This is a genomic window from Streptomyces sp. NPDC048171, from assembly GCF_043202655.1.
Classification (GTDB): domain Bacteria; phylum Actinomycetota; class Actinomycetes; order Streptomycetales; family Streptomycetaceae; genus Streptomyces.
Genome location: NZ_JBIDAU010000011.1, coordinates 138,309 through 154,534 on the forward strand (window position 1 = coordinate 138,309; position 16,226 = coordinate 154,534).

A 16,226-nucleotide genomic window follows, 5' to 3' on the forward strand; every position below is an offset into this window, starting at 1 on the left:
CTCACGGACTTCCCGCGGGGTGCTCGGCGCATCACAACAACACACCGATTCACTTCAAGATTCCTGAGAACACCAGGAGTTGACGGTTCCTTTGCACACGCGGGGGCCCCGCCGGAAGACGGCGGGGCCCCGGCGTGCCGGCCTACTTGCCCGTGAACTTCTCGTACTCCTTGAGCACCTCGTCCGTCGGGCCGTCCATGCGCAGTTCGCCGCGCTCCAGCCACAGGACGCGATTGCAGGTGTCGCGGATGGACTTGTTGTTGTGGCTGACCAGGAAGACGGTGCCCGCCTCCTTCTTCAGCTCCCGGATGCGCTCCTCGGAGCGGGTCTGGAACTTGCGGTCGCCGGTGGCCAGCGCCTCGTCGATCATCAGGACGTCGTGGTCCTTGGCGGCGGCGATGGAGAAGCGCAGCCGGGCCGACATGCCGGACGAGTAGGTGCGCATCGGCAGGGTGATGAAGTCGCCCTTCTCGTTGATCCCGGAGAAGTCGACGATGTCCTGGTAGCGCTCCTTGATCTGCTCGCGGGTCATCCCCATGGCGAGGCCGCCGAGGATGACGTTCCGCTCGCCGGTCAGGTCGTTCATCAGGGCCGCGTTCACGCCGAGCAGCGAGGGCTGGCCGTCGGTGTAGACCTTGCCGCGCTCGGCGGGCAGCAGGCCGGCGATGGCCCGCAGCAGCGTCGACTTGCCGGAGCCGTTGGACCCGATGAGGCCGATGGCCTCGCCCCGGTAGGCGGTGAAGGAGACGCCCCGCACGGCGTGCACCTTGCGCACGCCCCGTTCCTCGCCGCGCTTGATGATCCTGCTCAGGGCGGCGGTCGCGCTGCCCTTGCCGGTCTTGGCGCCGTTGACCCGGTAGACGATGTGCAGCTCGTCCGCGATGACCGTCGGCACCCGCTCGCCCTGCTGCTGCTCAGCCACGGCCGTACCTCTCCTCCGCCTTCCAGAAGTACACGAAGCCGCCCACGGCGAGGGCCACGGCCCAGCCGAGCCCGACAGCCCAGACGTGCGGCGGCAGGTTCTCGGAGCCGTACCCGTCGATGAGCGCGAAGCGCATCAGGTCCATGTAGATCGCGGCCGGGTTCCACTGGAGGACGTCCGAGATCCAGGACGGGTGCTCCCCCAGCATGATCGGGATGGAGAACATGACGCCCGACGCGTACATCCACGTCCGCATGATGAACGGCATCAGCTGGGCCAGGTCCGGGGTCTTGGCCCCCATGCGCGCCACGATCAGCGCCAGGCCCACGTTGAAGAGGAACTGCAGGACGAGCGTCGGCACGACCAGCAGCCAGGACAGCTTCGGGTAGCTGCCGAACCCGATCACCACCGCGAACATGACGATCATCGAGGCCAGCAGCTGCTGGAGCTGCTGGAGCGCGAACGAGATCGGCAGCGAGGCGCGCGGGAAGTGCAGCGCGCGCACCAGGCCGAGGTTGCCGGAGATCGCGCGGACGCCCGCCATGGCCGAGGACTGGGTGAAGGTGAAGACGAACACACCCGTCACCAGGAACGGGATGTACACGTCCTTCGGCATGCCCTTGCCCGCGTTCAGGATCAGGCCGAAGATCAGGAAGTAGACGAGCGCGTTGAGCAGCGGAGTGGCCACCTGCCACAGCTGGCCGAGCTTGGCCTGGCTGTACTGGGCGGTCAGCTTCGCCTGGGAGAAGGCGAGGATGAAGTGCCGCCGGCCCCAGAGCTGACGGACGTACTCCACGAGGGACGGCCGGGCACCGCTCACGGACAGCCCGTACTTGGCGGCCAGCCGGGCCGGTGGGAGGCCCTCGTCGGGCGCCACGGGCTTGGTCATGGCGACCGTGCCGTCGTGCGTTGTCTCACTCACTGGTGGATACTTTCGTCTTCGGAATGCTCGGCCGCGCGGGCCTGGCACGGACCTGTTGACCCCGGTCGGGGCCGGAACGCTCTCGGGTACGAGCTTGTCAGATCACCGGGGGGCGGCCCAGCCGGGTCAGGCGCCACACCGTACGCCACCGCATGGGCCGGCGGGGACCGCACGGGGTCGCCCAGCCCTCCCGGAAACCGCCGAACCAGGCCTTCAGCGCAGGTCGCGACGGGCGGCGCAGCAGGGTGAGCAGCATCCAGACGCCCAGGTAGACCGGGACCAGGAGCGCGGGCAGGTTGCGGCGGGCGAGCCAGACGCGGTTGCGGGCGACCATGCGGTGGTAGACCGCGTGCCGGGAGGGGGCGGTCGTGGGGTGGTTGAGCACCATGTCGGACCGGTAGTCGATCATCCAGCCCGCGTCGAGCGCCCGCCAGGCCAGGTCGGTCTCCTCGTGGGCGTAGAAGAACGCGTCCGGGAGGCCGCCGACCTGGGTGAGGACACGGGTGCGCACGGCGTTGGCGCCGCCGAGGAAGGTGGTCACCCGGGAGGAGCGCATCGGGTCGGAGGCGCGCAGCCGGGGGACGTGCCGCCGCTGGGTCTCGCCGGTGTCCGGGTCGGCGATGCGGAAGCTGATGATGCCCAGCTCGTCGTCGGCCGCGAACGCCTGGCGGCACAGCTCGGCGGTGTCGGTGCGGGCGAGCAGGCCGTCGTCGTCGAGGAAGAGCAGGACGTCGACGTCGCTCCCGCCCGGTCCGAAGGCCTCGATGCCGACGTTGCGGCCGCCGGGGATGCCCAGGTTCTCGGGCAGCTCGACGGTGCGCACGCCGTCCGGCACCTCCGGGACGGGCGAGCCGTTGCCGACGACGACGACCTGGACCGGCTCGCCGTCCTGCTTGGCGACCGAGTCGATCAGGGCCCGCAGCTCCTCGGGGCGGTTGCCCATCGTGATGATGACGGCACCGACCTTCATGGGCGCGCTCACTTCAGCCTGCTGGAGGCGAGGATGGACACCAGGTGCAGCAGGGTCTGCAGCAGCGCGATGCCGGCGAGTACGGCGGTGCCGAGGCGGGTGAAGAAGAGGTCGCCGCGGCTCTCGTCGACGATCGCGAGGACGAGGATCAGCAGGGACGCCTCGATGCCGAGGATCAGCCGGTGGAACTTGAGCGCCCCGGCGGCCCGGCGGGCCAGCGCCATGCCGGAGGAGCGGGGCTCGGAGGCGGACTCCTGGACCGGCTCCTTGCCCGTCTGGTGCCGGGCGACCCCGACGAGGTCGGTCTCGGCCTTGATCAGGATGGCGCCGAGAGCGGCCAGGGTGCCGAGGAAGGCCCACAGCCAGTCGATCCGCCCGGTGCCGAACACGTCGGCGGCGCGCAGGCCGAGGCCGACCAGGACCGCGGCGTCGGTCAGGTAGGCACCGACCCGGTCCAGGTAGACGCCGGCCAGCGAGTACTGCTTGCGCCAGCGGGCGATCTCGCCGTCGACGCAGTCCAGCAGCAGGTAGAGCTGGACCGCGACGACGCCGAGCACGGCGCCAGTGATCCCCGGCACCAGCAGGGCCGGGGCCGCGAGCACGCCGCAGACGGTCATCAGGTACGTGAGCTGGTTGGGCGTGATCCTGGTGTTCACCAGGTAGCGGTCGATCCGCAGCGAGACCTCGCGCATGTAGAGGCGTCCCGCCCAGTGCTCACCGCTGCGCCGGTCCTTGACCCCCGCGGGATGGACGACCGGACGTAGTTCAGCTACCGATGGCCTTGACATAGTCGGCGTACAGGTCCTTGATCTGGTCGGTTTTCAGGTCGAGGTGCTCGAGGATCGTGTAGCGGCCGGGCCGGGTCTGGGGGGCGTACTCCACGGCCCGGAAGAACTCCTGGGGTGTGAAGCCGATCTCCTCCGGCAGCACCGGCAGCCCGTGCCGGCGCAGCACCTCGGCCATGTGGGCGGACTCCTCGTGGGCCCCGCGCAGGTACATCGCGAAGGCCGCGCCCAGTCCGCACTGCTCGCCGTGGGCGGCCGCGCGGGTGGGGAAGAGCAGGTCGAGGGCGTGGTTGATCTCGTGGCAGGCGCCCGAGGACGGCCGGGAGTCGCCCGACACCGACATGGCGATGCCGCTGAGCACCAGCGCCTCGGCCAGCACCTGGAGGAACTCGTTGTCCCCGATGCCGCCCGGGTGCCGGAGCACGGCCTCGCCCGCCTGGCGGGCCATGGCGGCGGCCAGGCCGTCGATCCGCTCGCCCTTGACCCGGTTCGCCAGCTCCCAGTCCGCGATCGCGGAGACGTTGGAGACGGCGTCGCCGATGCCGGCGCGCACGAAGCGGGCCGGGGCCGCGCGGATGACGTCCAGGTCGATGACGACCGCGATCGGGTTCGGCACGCCGTAGGAACCGCGGCCGGCGTCGTTGTCCAGGGTGGCGACCGGCGAGCACAGACCGTCGTGCGCGAGGTTCGTGGGCACGGCCACCAGCGGGAGGCCGATGCGCGCCGCGGCGAACTTGGCACAGTCGATGATCTTGCCGCCGCCGAGGCCCACGACCGCGTCGTAGTGGCCGCCCTTCATGGAGCCGGCCAGGTTGATCGCGTCGTCCAGGGTGCCGCCGCCGACCTCGAACCAGTCGGCGCCGGGCAGGGAGGGAGTGACGCGCTCACGCAGCCGGGCGCCGGAACCGCCGCTGACGGCGACGGCGAGCTTGCCCGAGTGGGAGATGCGCTCGTCGGCGAGCACGGCTCCCAGGTCGTCGAGGGCACCCGCGCGGATGTCCACGACGACCGGCGACGGGATGAGCCTCGTCAGTACTGGCACGCGATCTCCCGACCCTTGGCGAGGTCGTCGTGGTTGTCGATCTCGACCCACTTGAGGTCGCCGATCGGCGCCACGTCGATCTTGAAGCCGCGGTTGACCAGCTCCTGGTAGCCGTCCTCGTAGTACAGCTGCGGGTCGCGCTCGAAGGTGGCCTTCAGCGCGTCGGCCAGGTCGGCGGCGGCATCGCCCTCGATGAGGGTGACGCCGATGTACTCGCCGGTCGCCTCGGCCGGGTCCATGAGCTTGGTGATGCGCTGGACGCCCTTGTCGGGGTCGACGACGACCTTCATCTCCTCCTCGGCGAGGTTCTTCACCGTGTCGAGGGCGAGGATGATCTTCTTGCCGTCGCCGCGGGCGGCGAGCAGGGTCTTCTCGACGGAGACCGGGTGCACGGTGTCGCCGTTGGCGAGGATCACGCCGTCCTTGAGGGCGTCACGGCCGCACCACAGGGAGTAGGCGTTGTTCCACTCCTCGGCCTTGTCGTTGTCGATGAGGGTGAGCTTGACGCCGTACTTCTGCTCCAGCGCCTCCTTGCGGTCGTACACGGCTTCCTTGCGGTAGCCGACGATGATCCCGACCTCGGTCAGGCCGACCTCGGCGAAGTTCGCCAGCGTCAGGTCCAGCACCGTGATGCTGTCCTCCGCACCCTCGGGGCCGACCGGGACCAGTGCCTTGGGCAGGGTGTCGGTGTAGGGGCGCAGACGGCGTCCGGCGCCGGCCGCCAGCACGAGGCCGATCATGCGGGTTCTCCTTCGTCGTGTACGGCGGGTGCGCCGACCTTGTGGGCGGCGACCCAGAAGCGGATGCTCTCCACGAGCACCACGAGTGCCACGGCCACGGCGAGTACCGTGAGCGCGACCTTGAACTGTGTGGCGGTGAGCAGCACGGCCAGCGCGGTGATCACCAGCGTGCGGCCCTCGTGCCCCCCGGCCGTCCGCACCAGCCACTGCGGCGGCGCGCCCGCGTCGCCGCGGATGCGGTAGACCGTGTCGTAGTGATGGTAGGCGACCGCGGCCACCAGCCCGAAAGCCGCCGGAAGGGCCCCGTTCACGTCGGCTTTCGCCGCCAGTGCCAGGACCGTGAGGTACTCGGCGGCCCGGAAGAACGGCGGGACGAGCCAGTCGAGGGCGCCCTTGAGGGGGCGGGCGACGGCGAGGGCGGAGGTCAGGACGTAGACGGCCGCGGCGACGAGCGGCCACGGGCCGCCGAAGTCGGTGAGCGCGGCCGTAGCGACGACGGCGGCGCCGCCGAGCAGGGCCACGGCGGGGGCGGCGAAGCCGGGCAGGCGTCGCGCGGTCCCGGCGAGGCTCCTGGCGCCGGCCTCAGCGAGCGGGCCGGAGTCGGCGAGGTCGGCCAGTGCCTTCGCGGCCCGGTCGGTCCGCGTCGCCTTCCTGGTCAGCGAGCGCAGGACACGGCCCGCCGTGGTGTACGTCGCGGCGAAGGCGCAGCCGATCAGCAGCACGTAGAAGGTGATGCGGGGGGTGGCGACCGCGGTCAGGACGGCGATCATGGCCCAGCGTTCGCCGATGGGCAGGACGATCATGCGGCGGAGCCAGACCGTCCAGCCGACGCTGTCGAGCCGGTCGGAGAGGGCCGCGGTGGGACTGGTGTTGGCGGCGGCGTCGTGATTGGCCTCGTTGAAGGAGAAGTCCACGACGTGCCGGCAGGTCTGGAGGACCATCGCGCCGAGCGCGAGGGCCCACACGTCGTCGCCGCCGCGGGCGGCTCCGAGGGCCAGGCCCGCGTAGTAGGCGTACTCCTTGGCGCGGTCGAAGGTGGCGTCGAGCCAGGCGCCGAGCGTGGAGTACTGCAGGGAGTAGCGGGCGAGCTGCCCGTCGGTGCAGTCGAGGACGAAGGACGCGATCAGCAGGACGCCGGCGGCGACGAAGCCGCCGCGGGTGCCGGTGGCCGCGCAGCCGGCCGCTATCAGCGCGGTGAGCAGTGAGGCGGTGGTGACCTGGTTGGGGGTCAGTCCGCGCCGGGCGCACCAGCGGGCGATGTAGCGGGAGTAGGGGCTGATGGCGAAGGTGGTGACGAAGCCGTCACGGGCCTTGACCGCCGACTTCAGGCGCACGGCCTCGTCGTCGACGGCGGCGACCGCCTGCCGGGCCTCGTTGCGGGCCTGCGGGTCGGCGGGGACGGCGGCGACGAGGCTGCCCAGTTCGGGGCGGTGCACGGCGGCGCCGTCGGCGTCGAGGGCGGCGGTGATCCGGTCGGCGAGGCTGTCGACGGCGAGGGCCGTTCCGCCGCCCGCGGAATTCTCGCGGGCCATGGCCCGGGTCAGCGCCTGGCGTCCGTCGGGGCGGGCGGTCACCGCACCCGGGACGGCGGCCAGCGGGAAGCGCGGGTCGGTGAGGCCGAGGCGCAGGGCGTGCGGGTGGCCCACGAAGCGGGCGTCGACGACGGCGACCCGTTCCGCGGCCGGGACGCGGGCCAGCAGCGTCTCGGTGTCGGCGGCGCCGGAGGCGTGCTGCACGTCGAAGCCCAGGGACCGCAGTTCGCTCTCGATCGACGAACCGGGGACCGGCTGACCGGTGAGGATGGCGGTCGGCAACCGAACTCACTCCCTGGTGCCCGGTGCCTGGAACGCCGGGCCTGTGCATGGTGGGACGCCCGTGCCGGTGGCACCCGGGCGGCGTGTCGGCAGAGGCTATCGGATGCCGGGAACGCCGTGTTCACCGCCCGTTTCACAGTCGGTCGGCGCCGCTTGCACCCGCCTTTGCCGCGATCATCATCGTGGATCCGGGGGCCCGCTCACAAACCGCGCACCCAGACCGGGCATCACGGACATCGCTCAGCGTCCGCGGGTGTTCGCGGAGGGTCAGACCGGCCCGCCCGGTCACTGTTCGGCCAACTGGCGCAGACGGGGCTCCCGGGCCTCGCCCGCCCTCTGACCTGCACAACGTTTCCGCAGGTCAGGGCACATGACAACGGTGTTCAGTGCCGCGTTGCCGGATACCCCCTACCCGTAGTTGACTGTGGTTCGGACGCCGGGCGCCGGACGACGGAGAGACAGGGAGGCGGCTTTCTCATGGGGGCTGGGCACGATCACGGGCACGCGCACGGGGCGCCGGCCGGCGGGACGGCGACGGCCGCATACCGCGGCAGGCTGCGGGTGGCGCTGGGGATCACCCTGACCGTCATGGTCGTCGAGATCGTCGGCGGGGTGCTGGCCGACTCGCTGGCCCTGATCGCCGACGCGGCGCACATGGCGACGGACGCCCTGGGCCTGGGCATGGCGCTGCTCGCCGTGCACTTCGCGAGCCGCCCGGCCAGCGACCGGCGCACCTTCGGCTACGCCCGCGCCGAGATCCTCGCCGCCCTGGCCAACTGTCTGCTGCTGCTCGGCGTGGGCGGGTACGTGCTGTACGAGGCGATCGAGCGGTTCGTCACACCCGCCGGCACCCAGGGCGGACTGACCGTCGTCTTCGGCGCGATCGGCCTGGTGGCGAACATGGTGTCGCTGTCGCTGCTGATGCGCGGCCAGAAGGACAGCCTCAACGTGCGCGGCGCCTTCCTGGAGGTGGCGGCCGACGCGCTGGGGTCCCTCGCGGTGATCGTCTCGGCGCTGGTGATCCTGGCCACGGGCTGGCAGCCGGCCGACCCGATCGCGTCGCTGGTCATCGGTCTGATGATCGTGCCGCGCACGCTGCGGCTGTTGCGCGAGACCCTGGACGTGCTCCTGGAGGCGGCCCCCAAGGGCGTGGACATCGCCGAGGTGCGCGCCCACATACTGGCGCTGGACGGCGTCGAGGACGTGCACGACCTGCACGCCTGGACGATCACCTCGGGTCTGCCGGTGCTGTCGGCGCACGTGGTGGTGAGCGGCGAGACGCTGAGCGCGATCGGCCACGAGAAGATGCTGCACGAGTTGCAGGGCTGCCTCGGCGACCACTTCGACGTGGAGCACTGCACCTTCCAGCTGGAACCCGGCGGGCACGCCGAGCACGAGGCGCGCCTGTGCCACTGAGGGCACGCTGAGGATCCGGGGGGGCGCGTGCGGGCGGAAGCGCGCCGTCGAGGGCCCCGATCCGCCGTGCGGTCGCTCCCGGTACCCCCGTGCCACCCCTCGTGGCCCCGCCGCGGAGGTTCCCGGACGGCGCTGCCGGGCACGATCACCCATCGGGCCCCTCCCACGGCGGCGCGTGGGACATGCGGGTACGCCGGTAAGTCCCGGGAGCGCCGTATTCGTACGGCACACTTGGGGCGCGAGGACCGATGTGAAGGATGGGTATGCCGATCACTCCTGCCACCGCGACGCACAGTTCGTCGAGCGGCACCGCAGACGCGATTTTGCTGGAACTGGTCGACGAGAACGGCGTGACGATCGGCACCGCGGAGAAGCTCTCCGCGCACCAGCCACCTGGGCAGCTGCACCGCGCCTTCTCCGTGTTCCTCTTCGACGAGCGGGGCCGGCTGCTGATCCAGCAGCGAGCGCTCGGCAAGTACCACTCCCCCGGTGTGTGGTCCAACACGTGCTGCGGCCACCCCTACCCCGGAGAGGCGCCGTTCGCGGCGGCGGCCCGGCGGACGTACGAGGAGCTGGGCGTCTCGCCGTCCCTGCTCGCGGAGGCCGGCACGGTGCGCTACAACCACCCCGACCCCGCCTCCGGGCTGGTCGAGCAGGAGTACAACCACCTCTTCGTCGGCCTGGTCCAGGCGGAGCTGCGGCCCGACCCCGAGGAGGTCGCCGGGACGGCCTTCGTCTCGCCCGCCGAGCTGTCCGAGCGGCACGGGCGGGACACCTATTCGGCGTGGTTCATGACCGTGCTGGACGCCGCCCGTCCGGCCGTCCGCGAGCTGACGGGCCCGTCGGCCGGCTGGTGAGCCCTACGGCAGGGCGTGCTTGAGCGGCAGCGCGGCCCAGATCACCTTGCCGCCGGTCGTCGTGTGGACCACGTCGCAGGCTCCGCCCGACTCCCGGGTCAGCTCGCGGACCAGCAGCAGTCCGCGCCCGCCCGTCCGCGCGTGGTCGGTCTCCAGGGCGGTCGGGCGGTAGGGGTGGTCGTCCTCCACGGCCACCCGCACCCATTCGGGCCCGACGGCGACCTCGACGGCGAGCACCGGGGACAGCACCGCCGCGTGCCGGACGGCGTTCGTGACCAGCTCCGAGACGATCAGCAGCAGCGCCTGGGCCACGTCTTCGGAGACCGGCACGCCCTGGCGCACGAGAAGGTCCCGCACGGCGTGCCGGGCCTGCGGCACGGAGGCGTCCACCGCGGGGGCGGTGAACCGCCAGACCCCTTCGTACGGCAGCGGCCCGGCGGGCCCGGTCTCGTCCATCGTCCGGTCGCCACCCTTGGGCTCGATAGTCACCACACCCCGAGTGTTGGCAACGCGTCGCTCCGCACCGGAGAACTGAACACAAGTCAGCAGGTATCGAGCGGTTCTGACCGCCTGCGGAAGACACGGTCGCTCCTGGGACCGTTCCTGTCCCCGCTTGCCCGCCTGCTCGGACCGGGAGAGTCGCCGGATAGCATCCGGCCCATGGAGCCGCAGTTGCTGCACGGGGTCGCCGACTCGGTCGCCACCGTCGTCGTCCACCACCCGGCCAAGCGCAACGCCATGACGGCCGCGATGTGGCGCGCGCTGCCGCCGCTGCTGGACGACCTGGCCGCGGATCCTGCGGTACGGGTGCTGGTGCTCACCGGTGAGGGCGGGACGTTCTGCGCGGGCGCCGACATCTCGACGCTGCGGGAGTCGCCGGAGCGGGCGCAGCGGCTGGCGGTGCTCGCCGAGGAGGCGCTCGCCGCGTTCCCCAAGCCGACGCTCGCGGCGGTCCGCGGTCACTGCGTGGGCGGCGGGGCCCAGTTGGCGGCCGCCTGCGACCTGCGCTTCGCCGAGGAGTCGGCGCTGTTCGGTGTGACCCCGGCCAAGCTCGGCGTGGTGTATCCGGCGTCCGCGACCCGGCGGCTCGTCGCGCTGACGGGTCCGGCGGCCGCGAAGTACCTGCTGTTCAGCGGGGAGTTGATCGACGCGGCGCGGGCCCTGCGCAGCGGCCTGGTCGACGAGGTGCTGCCGGAGGGCGAGCTGGACAAGCGGGTCGCGGAGTTCACCCGGGTGCTGGCGTCCCGCTCGCTGCTGACGCAGGCCGCGGCGAAGGAGTTCGCGAACGGCCGCACGGACCGGGACGCCCACTGGGCCGAGCAGGCACGCGGCAGCGGCGACACCGCCGAGGGGGTCGCCGCCTTCCTGGAGCGCCGGCCGCCGCGGTTCGGCTGGAACGGGCCTACGTCAGGATGAACCGGCTCCGGCCGCGGAACTCCTCGACGAGATGCGCGGGCGCCTTCTCCGGCGACCCGGCGTCGTAGGGCGGCTGGGGGTCGTACTCGGTCAGCAGCTGGACCGCGCGCGCGTGGTCGTCGCCGGCGATCCGGCCGAGCAGTGTCAGACCCATGTCGATGCCGGAGGACACACCGGCCGCGGTGACGTACTTGCCGTCGGTGACCACCCGCTCCCCGGTCGGCTCGGCGCCGAAGCGCGTGAGGTGGTCCAGGGCCAGCCAGTGCGAGGTGGCGCGGCGCCCGCGCAGCAGCCCGGCGGCGGCCAGCAGCAGGGAGCCCGTGCACACGGAGGTGGTCCAGGTGCTGGTGGCGTCGGCGGTGCGCAGCCAGGCCAGGAGGGTCTCGTTCTCCATCTGCGGGGTCTGTCCGGGGCCGCCGGGGACGACGACGATGTCGGGGCTCGGTACGTCGGCGAGGGCGCGGTCGGCGGTGAGCGCGAGGTTGCCGCTCTCGTTGCGCACGGGGCCGGTCCGTTCGGCGACGAAGACGGTCTCCGCGTCGGGGAGGCGGCCCAGGGTCTCGTACGGGCCCACGGCGTCCAGGGCGGTGAAGCGGTCGAAGAGGACGATGGCGATCTGCACGGGGTTCCTTTCGCGGTCGGTCGGCGGGTGCCGGGGCGCTGGGGCCTCAGTGGGCCGGCGCGGGACGGAAGCGGCGGCGGTACTCCGCCGGTGAGGTGCCGAGGCTTTTGACGAAGGCACGGCGCATGGCCTCCGGGGTGCCGTAGCCGCTGGCCCGGGAGACCTGCTCGACTCCGTCGCCGGTGTCCTCGAGGAGCCTGCGGGCGTGTTCCAGCCGGACGCGGTCGACGTAGCGGCCGGGCGTCGTGCCGGTCTCCGCCCGGAAGGCGCGGGCGAAGTGGCGCGGCGAGAGGCCGGCCCGGGCGGCGAGGGTCTCCACGCCCAGATCGGCGCCGGGGTGTTCGGTGATCCACCGCTGGAGTTCCCGCAGCGGTTCCCGGCACGCGGTCTGGGCGGCGAGCTGGGCGCTGAACTGGGCCTGGTTGCCCGGGCGGCGCAGGAACACCACCAGATGGCGGGCGATGGTCAGGGCGGTGTCCCGGCCCAGGTCCTCCTCCACCAGGGCGAGGGCGAGGTCGATGCCGGAGGTGACGCCGGCGGACGTAGCGACGTGGCCGTCGCGGACGTAGATCGGGTCGGGGTCGACGTCCACCGCCGGGTGCTCGCGGGCGAGCCGGTCGCAGTAGGCCCAGTGGGTGGTGGCGCGGCGGCCGTCCAGGAGGCCCGCCCCGGCGAGCAGGGCCGCCCCGGTGCAGACGGAGACCAGGCGCCGGACGTGCGGTCCGTGTGCGCGCAGCCAGTCGGTCAGCCGGGGGTCGGGACTCCGGGTGCCCTGTCCGCCCGGCACGACCAGGGTGTCCGGGTCCGGCACGTCGGCGAGCGAGCGGTCCGGTACGACGGTGAGACCGCTGGACGTGCGCACGGGAGCGCCGTCCAGCGAGGCGGTGCTGATGCGGTACGTCCCCGGGGTGTGCCGCTCGGCGCCCGCGAAGACCTCCACGGGGCCGGTGACATCGAGGCTCTGTACCTGGTCGAAGAGGACGACGAGGACGGTTCGCTGCGCCATGCCCCGATTCTTCGCCCACCTCGCGATGGCCGCAATGACGAGGATCCCACCTTTCCTGCCATCCACGCTCACCCGTGGAGACCGTACTGAGCGGTTGGTAACGTGCGTGGCATGACAACTGCCGCCATCGACACCCGTGCCGCACGCCGCTGCCACAACACGCTCAACTCGCTGCACTCGACGCACTACTTCTCGCCCGACACCGGCCGGGAACTGGCGGCCCTCGGGGTCACCGACCCCCGGGCCGTCAACTTCGCGGTGCGCGCCGCCGCGCTGGGCGCGGCCGGGGCCGGCGCGGTGACGGCCGCCTTCTACAACTACAAGTACGAGCTGGTCGCCCGGCACGTGCCCGCCGTCTGGGCGACGGTCACGCCGGAGCAGGCCCTGGCGGCGCGCTCGCGTGCCGTCGACGCGACGCTGCGCCGCCTGCTGGGCGAGGCGGTCCTGGCCTCGGCGGAGATGGCGGAGGCGGCCGAACTGGCCCTGCGTGCCGCCGAGGGCTGCTCGCGCGGCGGCCGTCCGCTCTACTCGGCGCACGCGGACCTGCCGGTGCCCGACGCGCCGCACCTGGCGTTCTGGCACGCGGCGACCCTGCTGCGCGAGTACCGGGGCGACGGCCACCTGGCCGCGCTGATGGCCGCGGACCTGGACGGTCTGGAGGCGCTGGTCACGCACACCGCGACCGGTCGCGGCATGGCCCCGAAGTGGGTCCTGTCCACCCGCGGCTGGACCCAGGAGGAGTGGGACGCGGCGCGGGAGCGGCTGCGCGGGCGTGGGCTGATCGACGACGCCGGCGAGCTGACCGGGCGGGGAGCGGAGCTGCGCGACGAGATCGAGCGGGAGACGGACCGGCTCGACACCGCGCCCTACGCGCACCTCGGCGAGGAGGGCGTGGCGCGTCTGACGGAACTCGCAACGCCCTTCGCGCGCGCGGCACTCGGCGCGGGTGCCTACCCCGCGGATCTCTTCGGCAAGGGCTGAGGACACGCCCGGGCGCGCGCACAGGCATGGCGGGCCGGTCCGGAGGTACCCGTACCTCCCGGCCGCAGGGGCCGGGAGACGAAAGGGGCTTCTCGTGTTCCGTGCCATCGCAGACGTGCTGCGCCAGATCGGTGGCGCAGTCGCCACCGTGGTGACGCTTCCCTTCCGGGCCCTGGCCCGGCTCTTCGGCGGGGCGTCGTCCACCGCCCGCGGCCGGAAGGCCTGAGCCGCGCCCCCGGTGGCGGGCGGTTCCGACCGGCCGGGACGGCGCCCTGATCCCCGATTGTCGGCGCCACCTGCCACAATTGCCGCGCAACCTCAGTGAGAAGGCGGTACGGGATCGTGACGACACCCGGGTCCAGCGGGTCCATGGCAGTAGGGTCCATCGAGAGCAGGATCGCCGAGGAGCTCGGCGTACGGGAGCGGCAGGTGAAGGCCGCGGTGGAGCTGCTCGACGGCGGCTCGACGGTGCCCTTCATCGCCCGCTACCGCAAGGAAGCGACCGAGATGCTCGACGACGCGCAGTTGCGCACGCTCGAGGAGCGGCTGCGCTATCTGCGGGAGCTGGAGGAGCGGCGGACCGCGATCCTCGACTCGGTGCGCGAGCAGGGCAAGCTCACCGAGGAGCTGGAGGCGCGCATCCGCACGGCGGAGACCAAGGCCCGCCTGGAGGACGTCTACCTGCCGTTCAAGCCGAAGCGGCGCACCAAGGCGCAGATCGCGCGGGAGGCGGGTCTGGAGCCGCTGGCCGAGGGCCTGCTGGGTGACCCGTCCGTCGACCCGCACGCCGCGGCCGCCGCGTTCGTCGACGCCGGCAAGGGCGTGGCGGACACCCAGGCCGCCCTCGACGGCGCCCGGTCGATCCTCACCGAGAAGTTCTCGGAGGACGCCGACCTGATCGGTGAGCTGCGTGAGCGGATGTGGGGGCGCGGACGGCTCGCCGCCAAGGTCAAGGACGGCAAGGAGGAGGCCGGCGCCAAGTTCGCCGACTACTTCGACTTCGCCGAACCGTTCACCGCGCTGCCCTCGCACCGCGTCCTCGCCATGCTGCGCGGCGAGAAGGAGGACGTGCTCGACCTCGTCCTGGAACCCGAGGAGGCCTCCGACGGCCCGTCCTCGTACGAGGGCATCGTCGCGAGCCGGTTCGGGATCGCCGACCGCGGCCGGCCCGCCGACAAGTGGCTCTCCGACACCGTCCGCTGGGCCTGGCGCACCCGCATCCTGGTGCACCTCGGCATCGACCTCAGACTGCGGCTGCGCACGGCCGCCGAGGACGAGGCGGTGAACGTCTTCGCGGCCAACCTGCGCGACCTGCTGCTGGCCGCCCCGGCGGGCACCCGCGCGACGCTGGGCCTGGACCCCGGCTTCCGTACGGGGGTGAAGGTCGCCGTCGTCGACGCCACCGGCAAGGTCGTCGCCACCGACGTGATCCACCCGCACGTTCCCGCCAACCGGTGGGACGAGGCGATCGCCAAGCTGGCCCGGCTCGCCGAGGAGCACTCCGTCGACCTGGTCGCCATCGGCAACGGCACGGCGTCCCGCGAGACCGACAAGCTCGCCGGGGAGCTGATCACCAAGCACCCCGAGCTGAAGCTCACCAAGGTGATGGTGTCCGAGGCCGGCGCCTCCGTGTACTCGGCCTCCGCCTTCGCCTCGCAGGAGCTGCCGGACATGGACGTCTCACTGCGCGGCGCCGTGTCGATCGCCCGCCGCCTCCAGGACCCGCTGGCCGAGCTGGTGAAGATCGACCCGAAGTCCATCGGCGTCGGCCAGTACCAGCACGACCTGTCCGAGGTGAAGCTCTCACGCTCCCTGGACGCGGTGGTCGAGGACTGTGTGAACGGCGTGGGCGTGGACGTGAACACGGCGTCCGCCCCGCTGCTCTCCCGCGTCTCCGGCATCACCTCCGGCCTCGCCGAGAACATCGTCTCGCACCGCGACGCGAACGGTCCGTTCACGTCCCGGACCGAGCTGAAGAAGGTCTCGCGGCTCGGGCCCAAGGCGTACGAGCAGTGCGCGGGCTTCCTGCGGATCCGCGGCGGCAGCGACCCGCTCGACGCGTCCAGCGTGCACCCCGAGGCGTACCCGGTGGTGCGCCGGATGGTGAAGACCGCCGGACAGGAGGTGGCCGGCCTGGTCGGCAACACGTCGGTGCTGCGGTCGCTGAGGCCGGCGGACTTCGTGGACGAGACGTTCGGTCTGCCGACGGTGACCGACATCCTGCGGGAGCTGGAGAAGCCGGGGCGCGACCCGCGGCCCGCCTTCAAGACAGCCACCTTCAAGGAGGGCGTGGAGAAGCTGTCCGACCTGTCGTCCGGGATGGTGCTGGAGGGCGTCGTCACCAACGTCGCCGCGTTCGGGGCGTTCGTGGACGTCGGTGTGCACCAGGACGGCCTGGTCCACGTGTCCGCGATGTCGAAGACGTTCGTGAAGGACCCGCGGGACGTGGCCAAGCCCGGCGACATCGTCAAGGTCAAGGTGCTGGACGTCGACATTCCGCGCAAGCGGATCTCGTTGACGATGCGGCTCGACGACGAGGCCGCCCCGCAGGGCGAGCAGAAGAAGGAGCGCGGGGGCGGCAGGCCGCCCAGGCAGCGGCAGCAGCGGCAGGGCTCCGGCGGCGGCGGAAAGGGCCGGTCCTCGGCCGCGCCCGCTCCGTCCAACGGGGCGATGGCCGACGCGCTGCGGCGGGCCGGGCTGGCGTAGCCCCCGGCGCGGTGGCGGGGGCGGGCC

Annotated in this window: 16 protein-coding genes; 6 read left to right on the forward strand and 10 right to left on the reverse strand. The window is 72.3% G+C overall.

From position 1 onward, the window contains the following. Window positions 1-142 precede the first annotated feature (142 nt). The 7 genes from ACGF3J_RS29595 to ACGF3J_RS29625 form a co-directional block, all read right to left on the reverse strand. Window positions 143-922 carry an ABC transporter ATP-binding protein gene (locus ACGF3J_RS29595; RefSeq protein ID WP_161331127.1) on the reverse strand — a complete coding sequence of 260 codons (780 nt, stop codon included), beginning with the start codon at window positions 920-922 and terminating at the stop codon, window positions 143-145. Continuing rightward, a complete protein-coding gene (locus tag ACGF3J_RS29600; RefSeq protein WP_161331128.1) occupies window positions 915-1,844 on the reverse strand; it encodes an ABC transporter permease in 930 nt (309 codons plus the stop codon). The genes ACGF3J_RS29595 and ACGF3J_RS29600 overlap by 8 nt, the downstream gene beginning before the upstream one ends. A gap of 97 nt (window positions 1,845-1,941) precedes the next feature. After that, complete coding sequence (locus ACGF3J_RS29605) at window positions 1,942-2,814, reverse strand: glycosyltransferase family 2 protein (RefSeq protein ID WP_161331129.1); 873 nt, start codon at window positions 2,812-2,814, stop codon at window positions 1,942-1,944. A gap of 8 nt (window positions 2,815-2,822) precedes the next feature. Beyond that, entirely contained in the window at window positions 2,823-3,602 is a 780-nt protein-coding gene (locus tag ACGF3J_RS29610) for a CDP-alcohol phosphatidyltransferase family protein (protein WP_161331130.1), read from the reverse strand. Then, entirely contained in the window at window positions 3,580-4,641 is a 1,062-nt protein-coding gene (locus tag ACGF3J_RS29615; protein ID WP_161331131.1) for an iron-containing alcohol dehydrogenase family protein, read from the reverse strand. Before ACGF3J_RS29615 ends, ACGF3J_RS29610 begins: the two co-directional genes overlap by 23 nt. Further along, entirely contained in the window at window positions 4,629-5,381 is a 753-nt protein-coding gene (locus ACGF3J_RS29620; RefSeq protein WP_122620666.1) for a sugar phosphate nucleotidyltransferase, read from the reverse strand. Before ACGF3J_RS29620 ends, ACGF3J_RS29615 begins: the two co-directional genes overlap by 13 nt. Next, complete coding sequence (locus ACGF3J_RS29625) at window positions 5,378-7,195, reverse strand: DUF5941 domain-containing protein (protein WP_393855136.1); 1,818 nt, start codon at window positions 7,193-7,195, stop codon at window positions 5,378-5,380. The genes ACGF3J_RS29620 and ACGF3J_RS29625 overlap by 4 nt, the downstream gene beginning before the upstream one ends. Before the next feature lie 477 nt (window positions 7,196-7,672). Between ACGF3J_RS29625 and ACGF3J_RS29630 the strand changes: the two genes are divergently transcribed. Further along, window positions 7,673-8,611, forward strand: a complete 939-nt coding sequence (locus tag ACGF3J_RS29630; protein WP_161331133.1) for a cation diffusion facilitator family transporter — start codon at window positions 7,673-7,675, stop codon at window positions 8,609-8,611. A gap of 263 nt (window positions 8,612-8,874) precedes the next feature. Continuing rightward, window positions 8,875-9,468: an isopentenyl-diphosphate Delta-isomerase gene (gene idi / locus ACGF3J_RS29635; protein ID WP_393855137.1), complete on the forward strand. Its 594-nt coding sequence runs from the start codon at window positions 8,875-8,877 to the stop codon at window positions 9,466-9,468. Window positions 9,469-9,471: 3 nt separating this feature from the next. Here idi and ACGF3J_RS29640 read toward each other — a convergent pair whose 3' ends face one another. After that, on the reverse strand, window positions 9,472-9,924 hold the full coding sequence (locus tag ACGF3J_RS29640) for an ATP-binding protein (RefSeq protein WP_161331141.1): 453 nt from the start codon (window positions 9,922-9,924) through the stop codon (window positions 9,472-9,474). A 204-nt stretch (window positions 9,925-10,128) separates the two neighbouring features. Between ACGF3J_RS29640 and ACGF3J_RS29645 the strand changes: the two genes are divergently transcribed. Continuing rightward, window positions 10,129-10,884, forward strand: a complete 756-nt coding sequence (locus ACGF3J_RS29645) for an enoyl-CoA hydratase/isomerase family protein (protein WP_393855138.1) — start codon at window positions 10,129-10,131, stop codon at window positions 10,882-10,884. Here the strand turns inward: ACGF3J_RS29645 and ACGF3J_RS29650 are convergent. Together ACGF3J_RS29650 and ACGF3J_RS29655 are read right to left on the reverse strand one after the other, a co-directional pair. Next, window positions 10,871-11,506, reverse strand: a complete 636-nt coding sequence (locus ACGF3J_RS29650; RefSeq protein ID WP_161331136.1) for a DJ-1/PfpI family protein — start codon at window positions 11,504-11,506, stop codon at window positions 10,871-10,873. The genes ACGF3J_RS29645 and ACGF3J_RS29650 overlap by 14 nt on opposite strands. Window positions 11,507-11,552: 46 nt before the next feature. Continuing rightward, complete coding sequence (locus ACGF3J_RS29655) at window positions 11,553-12,512, reverse strand: GlxA family transcriptional regulator (RefSeq protein WP_393855139.1); 960 nt, start codon at window positions 12,510-12,512, stop codon at window positions 11,553-11,555. Window positions 12,513-12,623: 111 nt separating this feature from the next. On the opposite strand from ACGF3J_RS29655, the gene ACGF3J_RS29660 reads away from it, so the two are divergent. From ACGF3J_RS29660 to ACGF3J_RS29670, 3 genes are all read left to right on the forward strand, one after another. Beyond that, window positions 12,624-13,493, forward strand: a complete 870-nt coding sequence (locus ACGF3J_RS29660; RefSeq protein ID WP_161331138.1) for a hypothetical protein — start codon at window positions 12,624-12,626, stop codon at window positions 13,491-13,493. A 94-nt stretch (window positions 13,494-13,587) separates the two neighbouring features. After that, window positions 13,588-13,719 (forward strand): LPFR motif small protein, encoded by a 132-nt coding sequence (locus ACGF3J_RS29665; RefSeq protein WP_346346251.1) that lies wholly within the window; start codon window positions 13,588-13,590, stop codon window positions 13,717-13,719. Window positions 13,720-13,862: 143 nt separating this feature from the next. After that, a complete protein-coding gene (locus ACGF3J_RS29670) occupies window positions 13,863-16,199 on the forward strand; it encodes a Tex family protein (protein ID WP_393855140.1) in 2,337 nt (778 codons plus the stop codon). Window positions 16,200-16,226 lie beyond the last annotated feature (27 nt).

Excerpts from the sequence above, each read along its gene's own strand:
- ACGF3J_RS29620 (WP_122620666.1), bottom strand. The coding sequence starts at position 5,381 with ATGATCGGCCTCGTGCTGGCGGCCGGCGCCGGACGCCGTCTGCGCCCC.
- ACGF3J_RS29630 (WP_161331133.1), top strand. The coding sequence starts at position 7,673 with ATGGGGGCTGGGCACGATCACGGGCACGCGCACGGGGCGCCGGCCGGC.
- ACGF3J_RS29660 (WP_161331138.1), top strand. The coding sequence starts at position 12,624 with ATGACAACTGCCGCCATCGACACCCGTGCCGCACGCCGCTGCCACAAC.
- ACGF3J_RS29605 (WP_161331129.1), bottom strand. The coding sequence starts at position 2,814 with ATGAAGGTCGGTGCCGTCATCATCACGATGGGCAACCGCCCCGAGGAG.
- ACGF3J_RS29610 (WP_161331130.1), bottom strand. The coding sequence starts at position 3,602 with ATGTCAAGGCCATCGGTAGCTGAACTACGTCCGGTCGTCCATCCCGCG.
- ACGF3J_RS29640 (WP_161331141.1), bottom strand. The coding sequence starts at position 9,924 with ATGGACGAGACCGGGCCCGCCGGGCCGCTGCCGTACGAAGGGGTCTGG.
- ACGF3J_RS29645 (WP_393855138.1), top strand. The coding sequence starts at position 10,129 with ATGGAGCCGCAGTTGCTGCACGGGGTCGCCGACTCGGTCGCCACCGTC.
- ACGF3J_RS29655 (WP_393855139.1), bottom strand. The coding sequence starts at position 12,512 with ATGGCGCAGCGAACCGTCCTCGTCGTCCTCTTCGACCAGGTACAGAGC.
- idi (WP_393855137.1), top strand. The coding sequence starts at position 8,875 with ATGCCGATCACTCCTGCCACCGCGACGCACAGTTCGTCGAGCGGCACC.
- ACGF3J_RS29670 (WP_393855140.1), top strand. The coding sequence starts at position 13,863 with ATGGCAGTAGGGTCCATCGAGAGCAGGATCGCCGAGGAGCTCGGCGTA.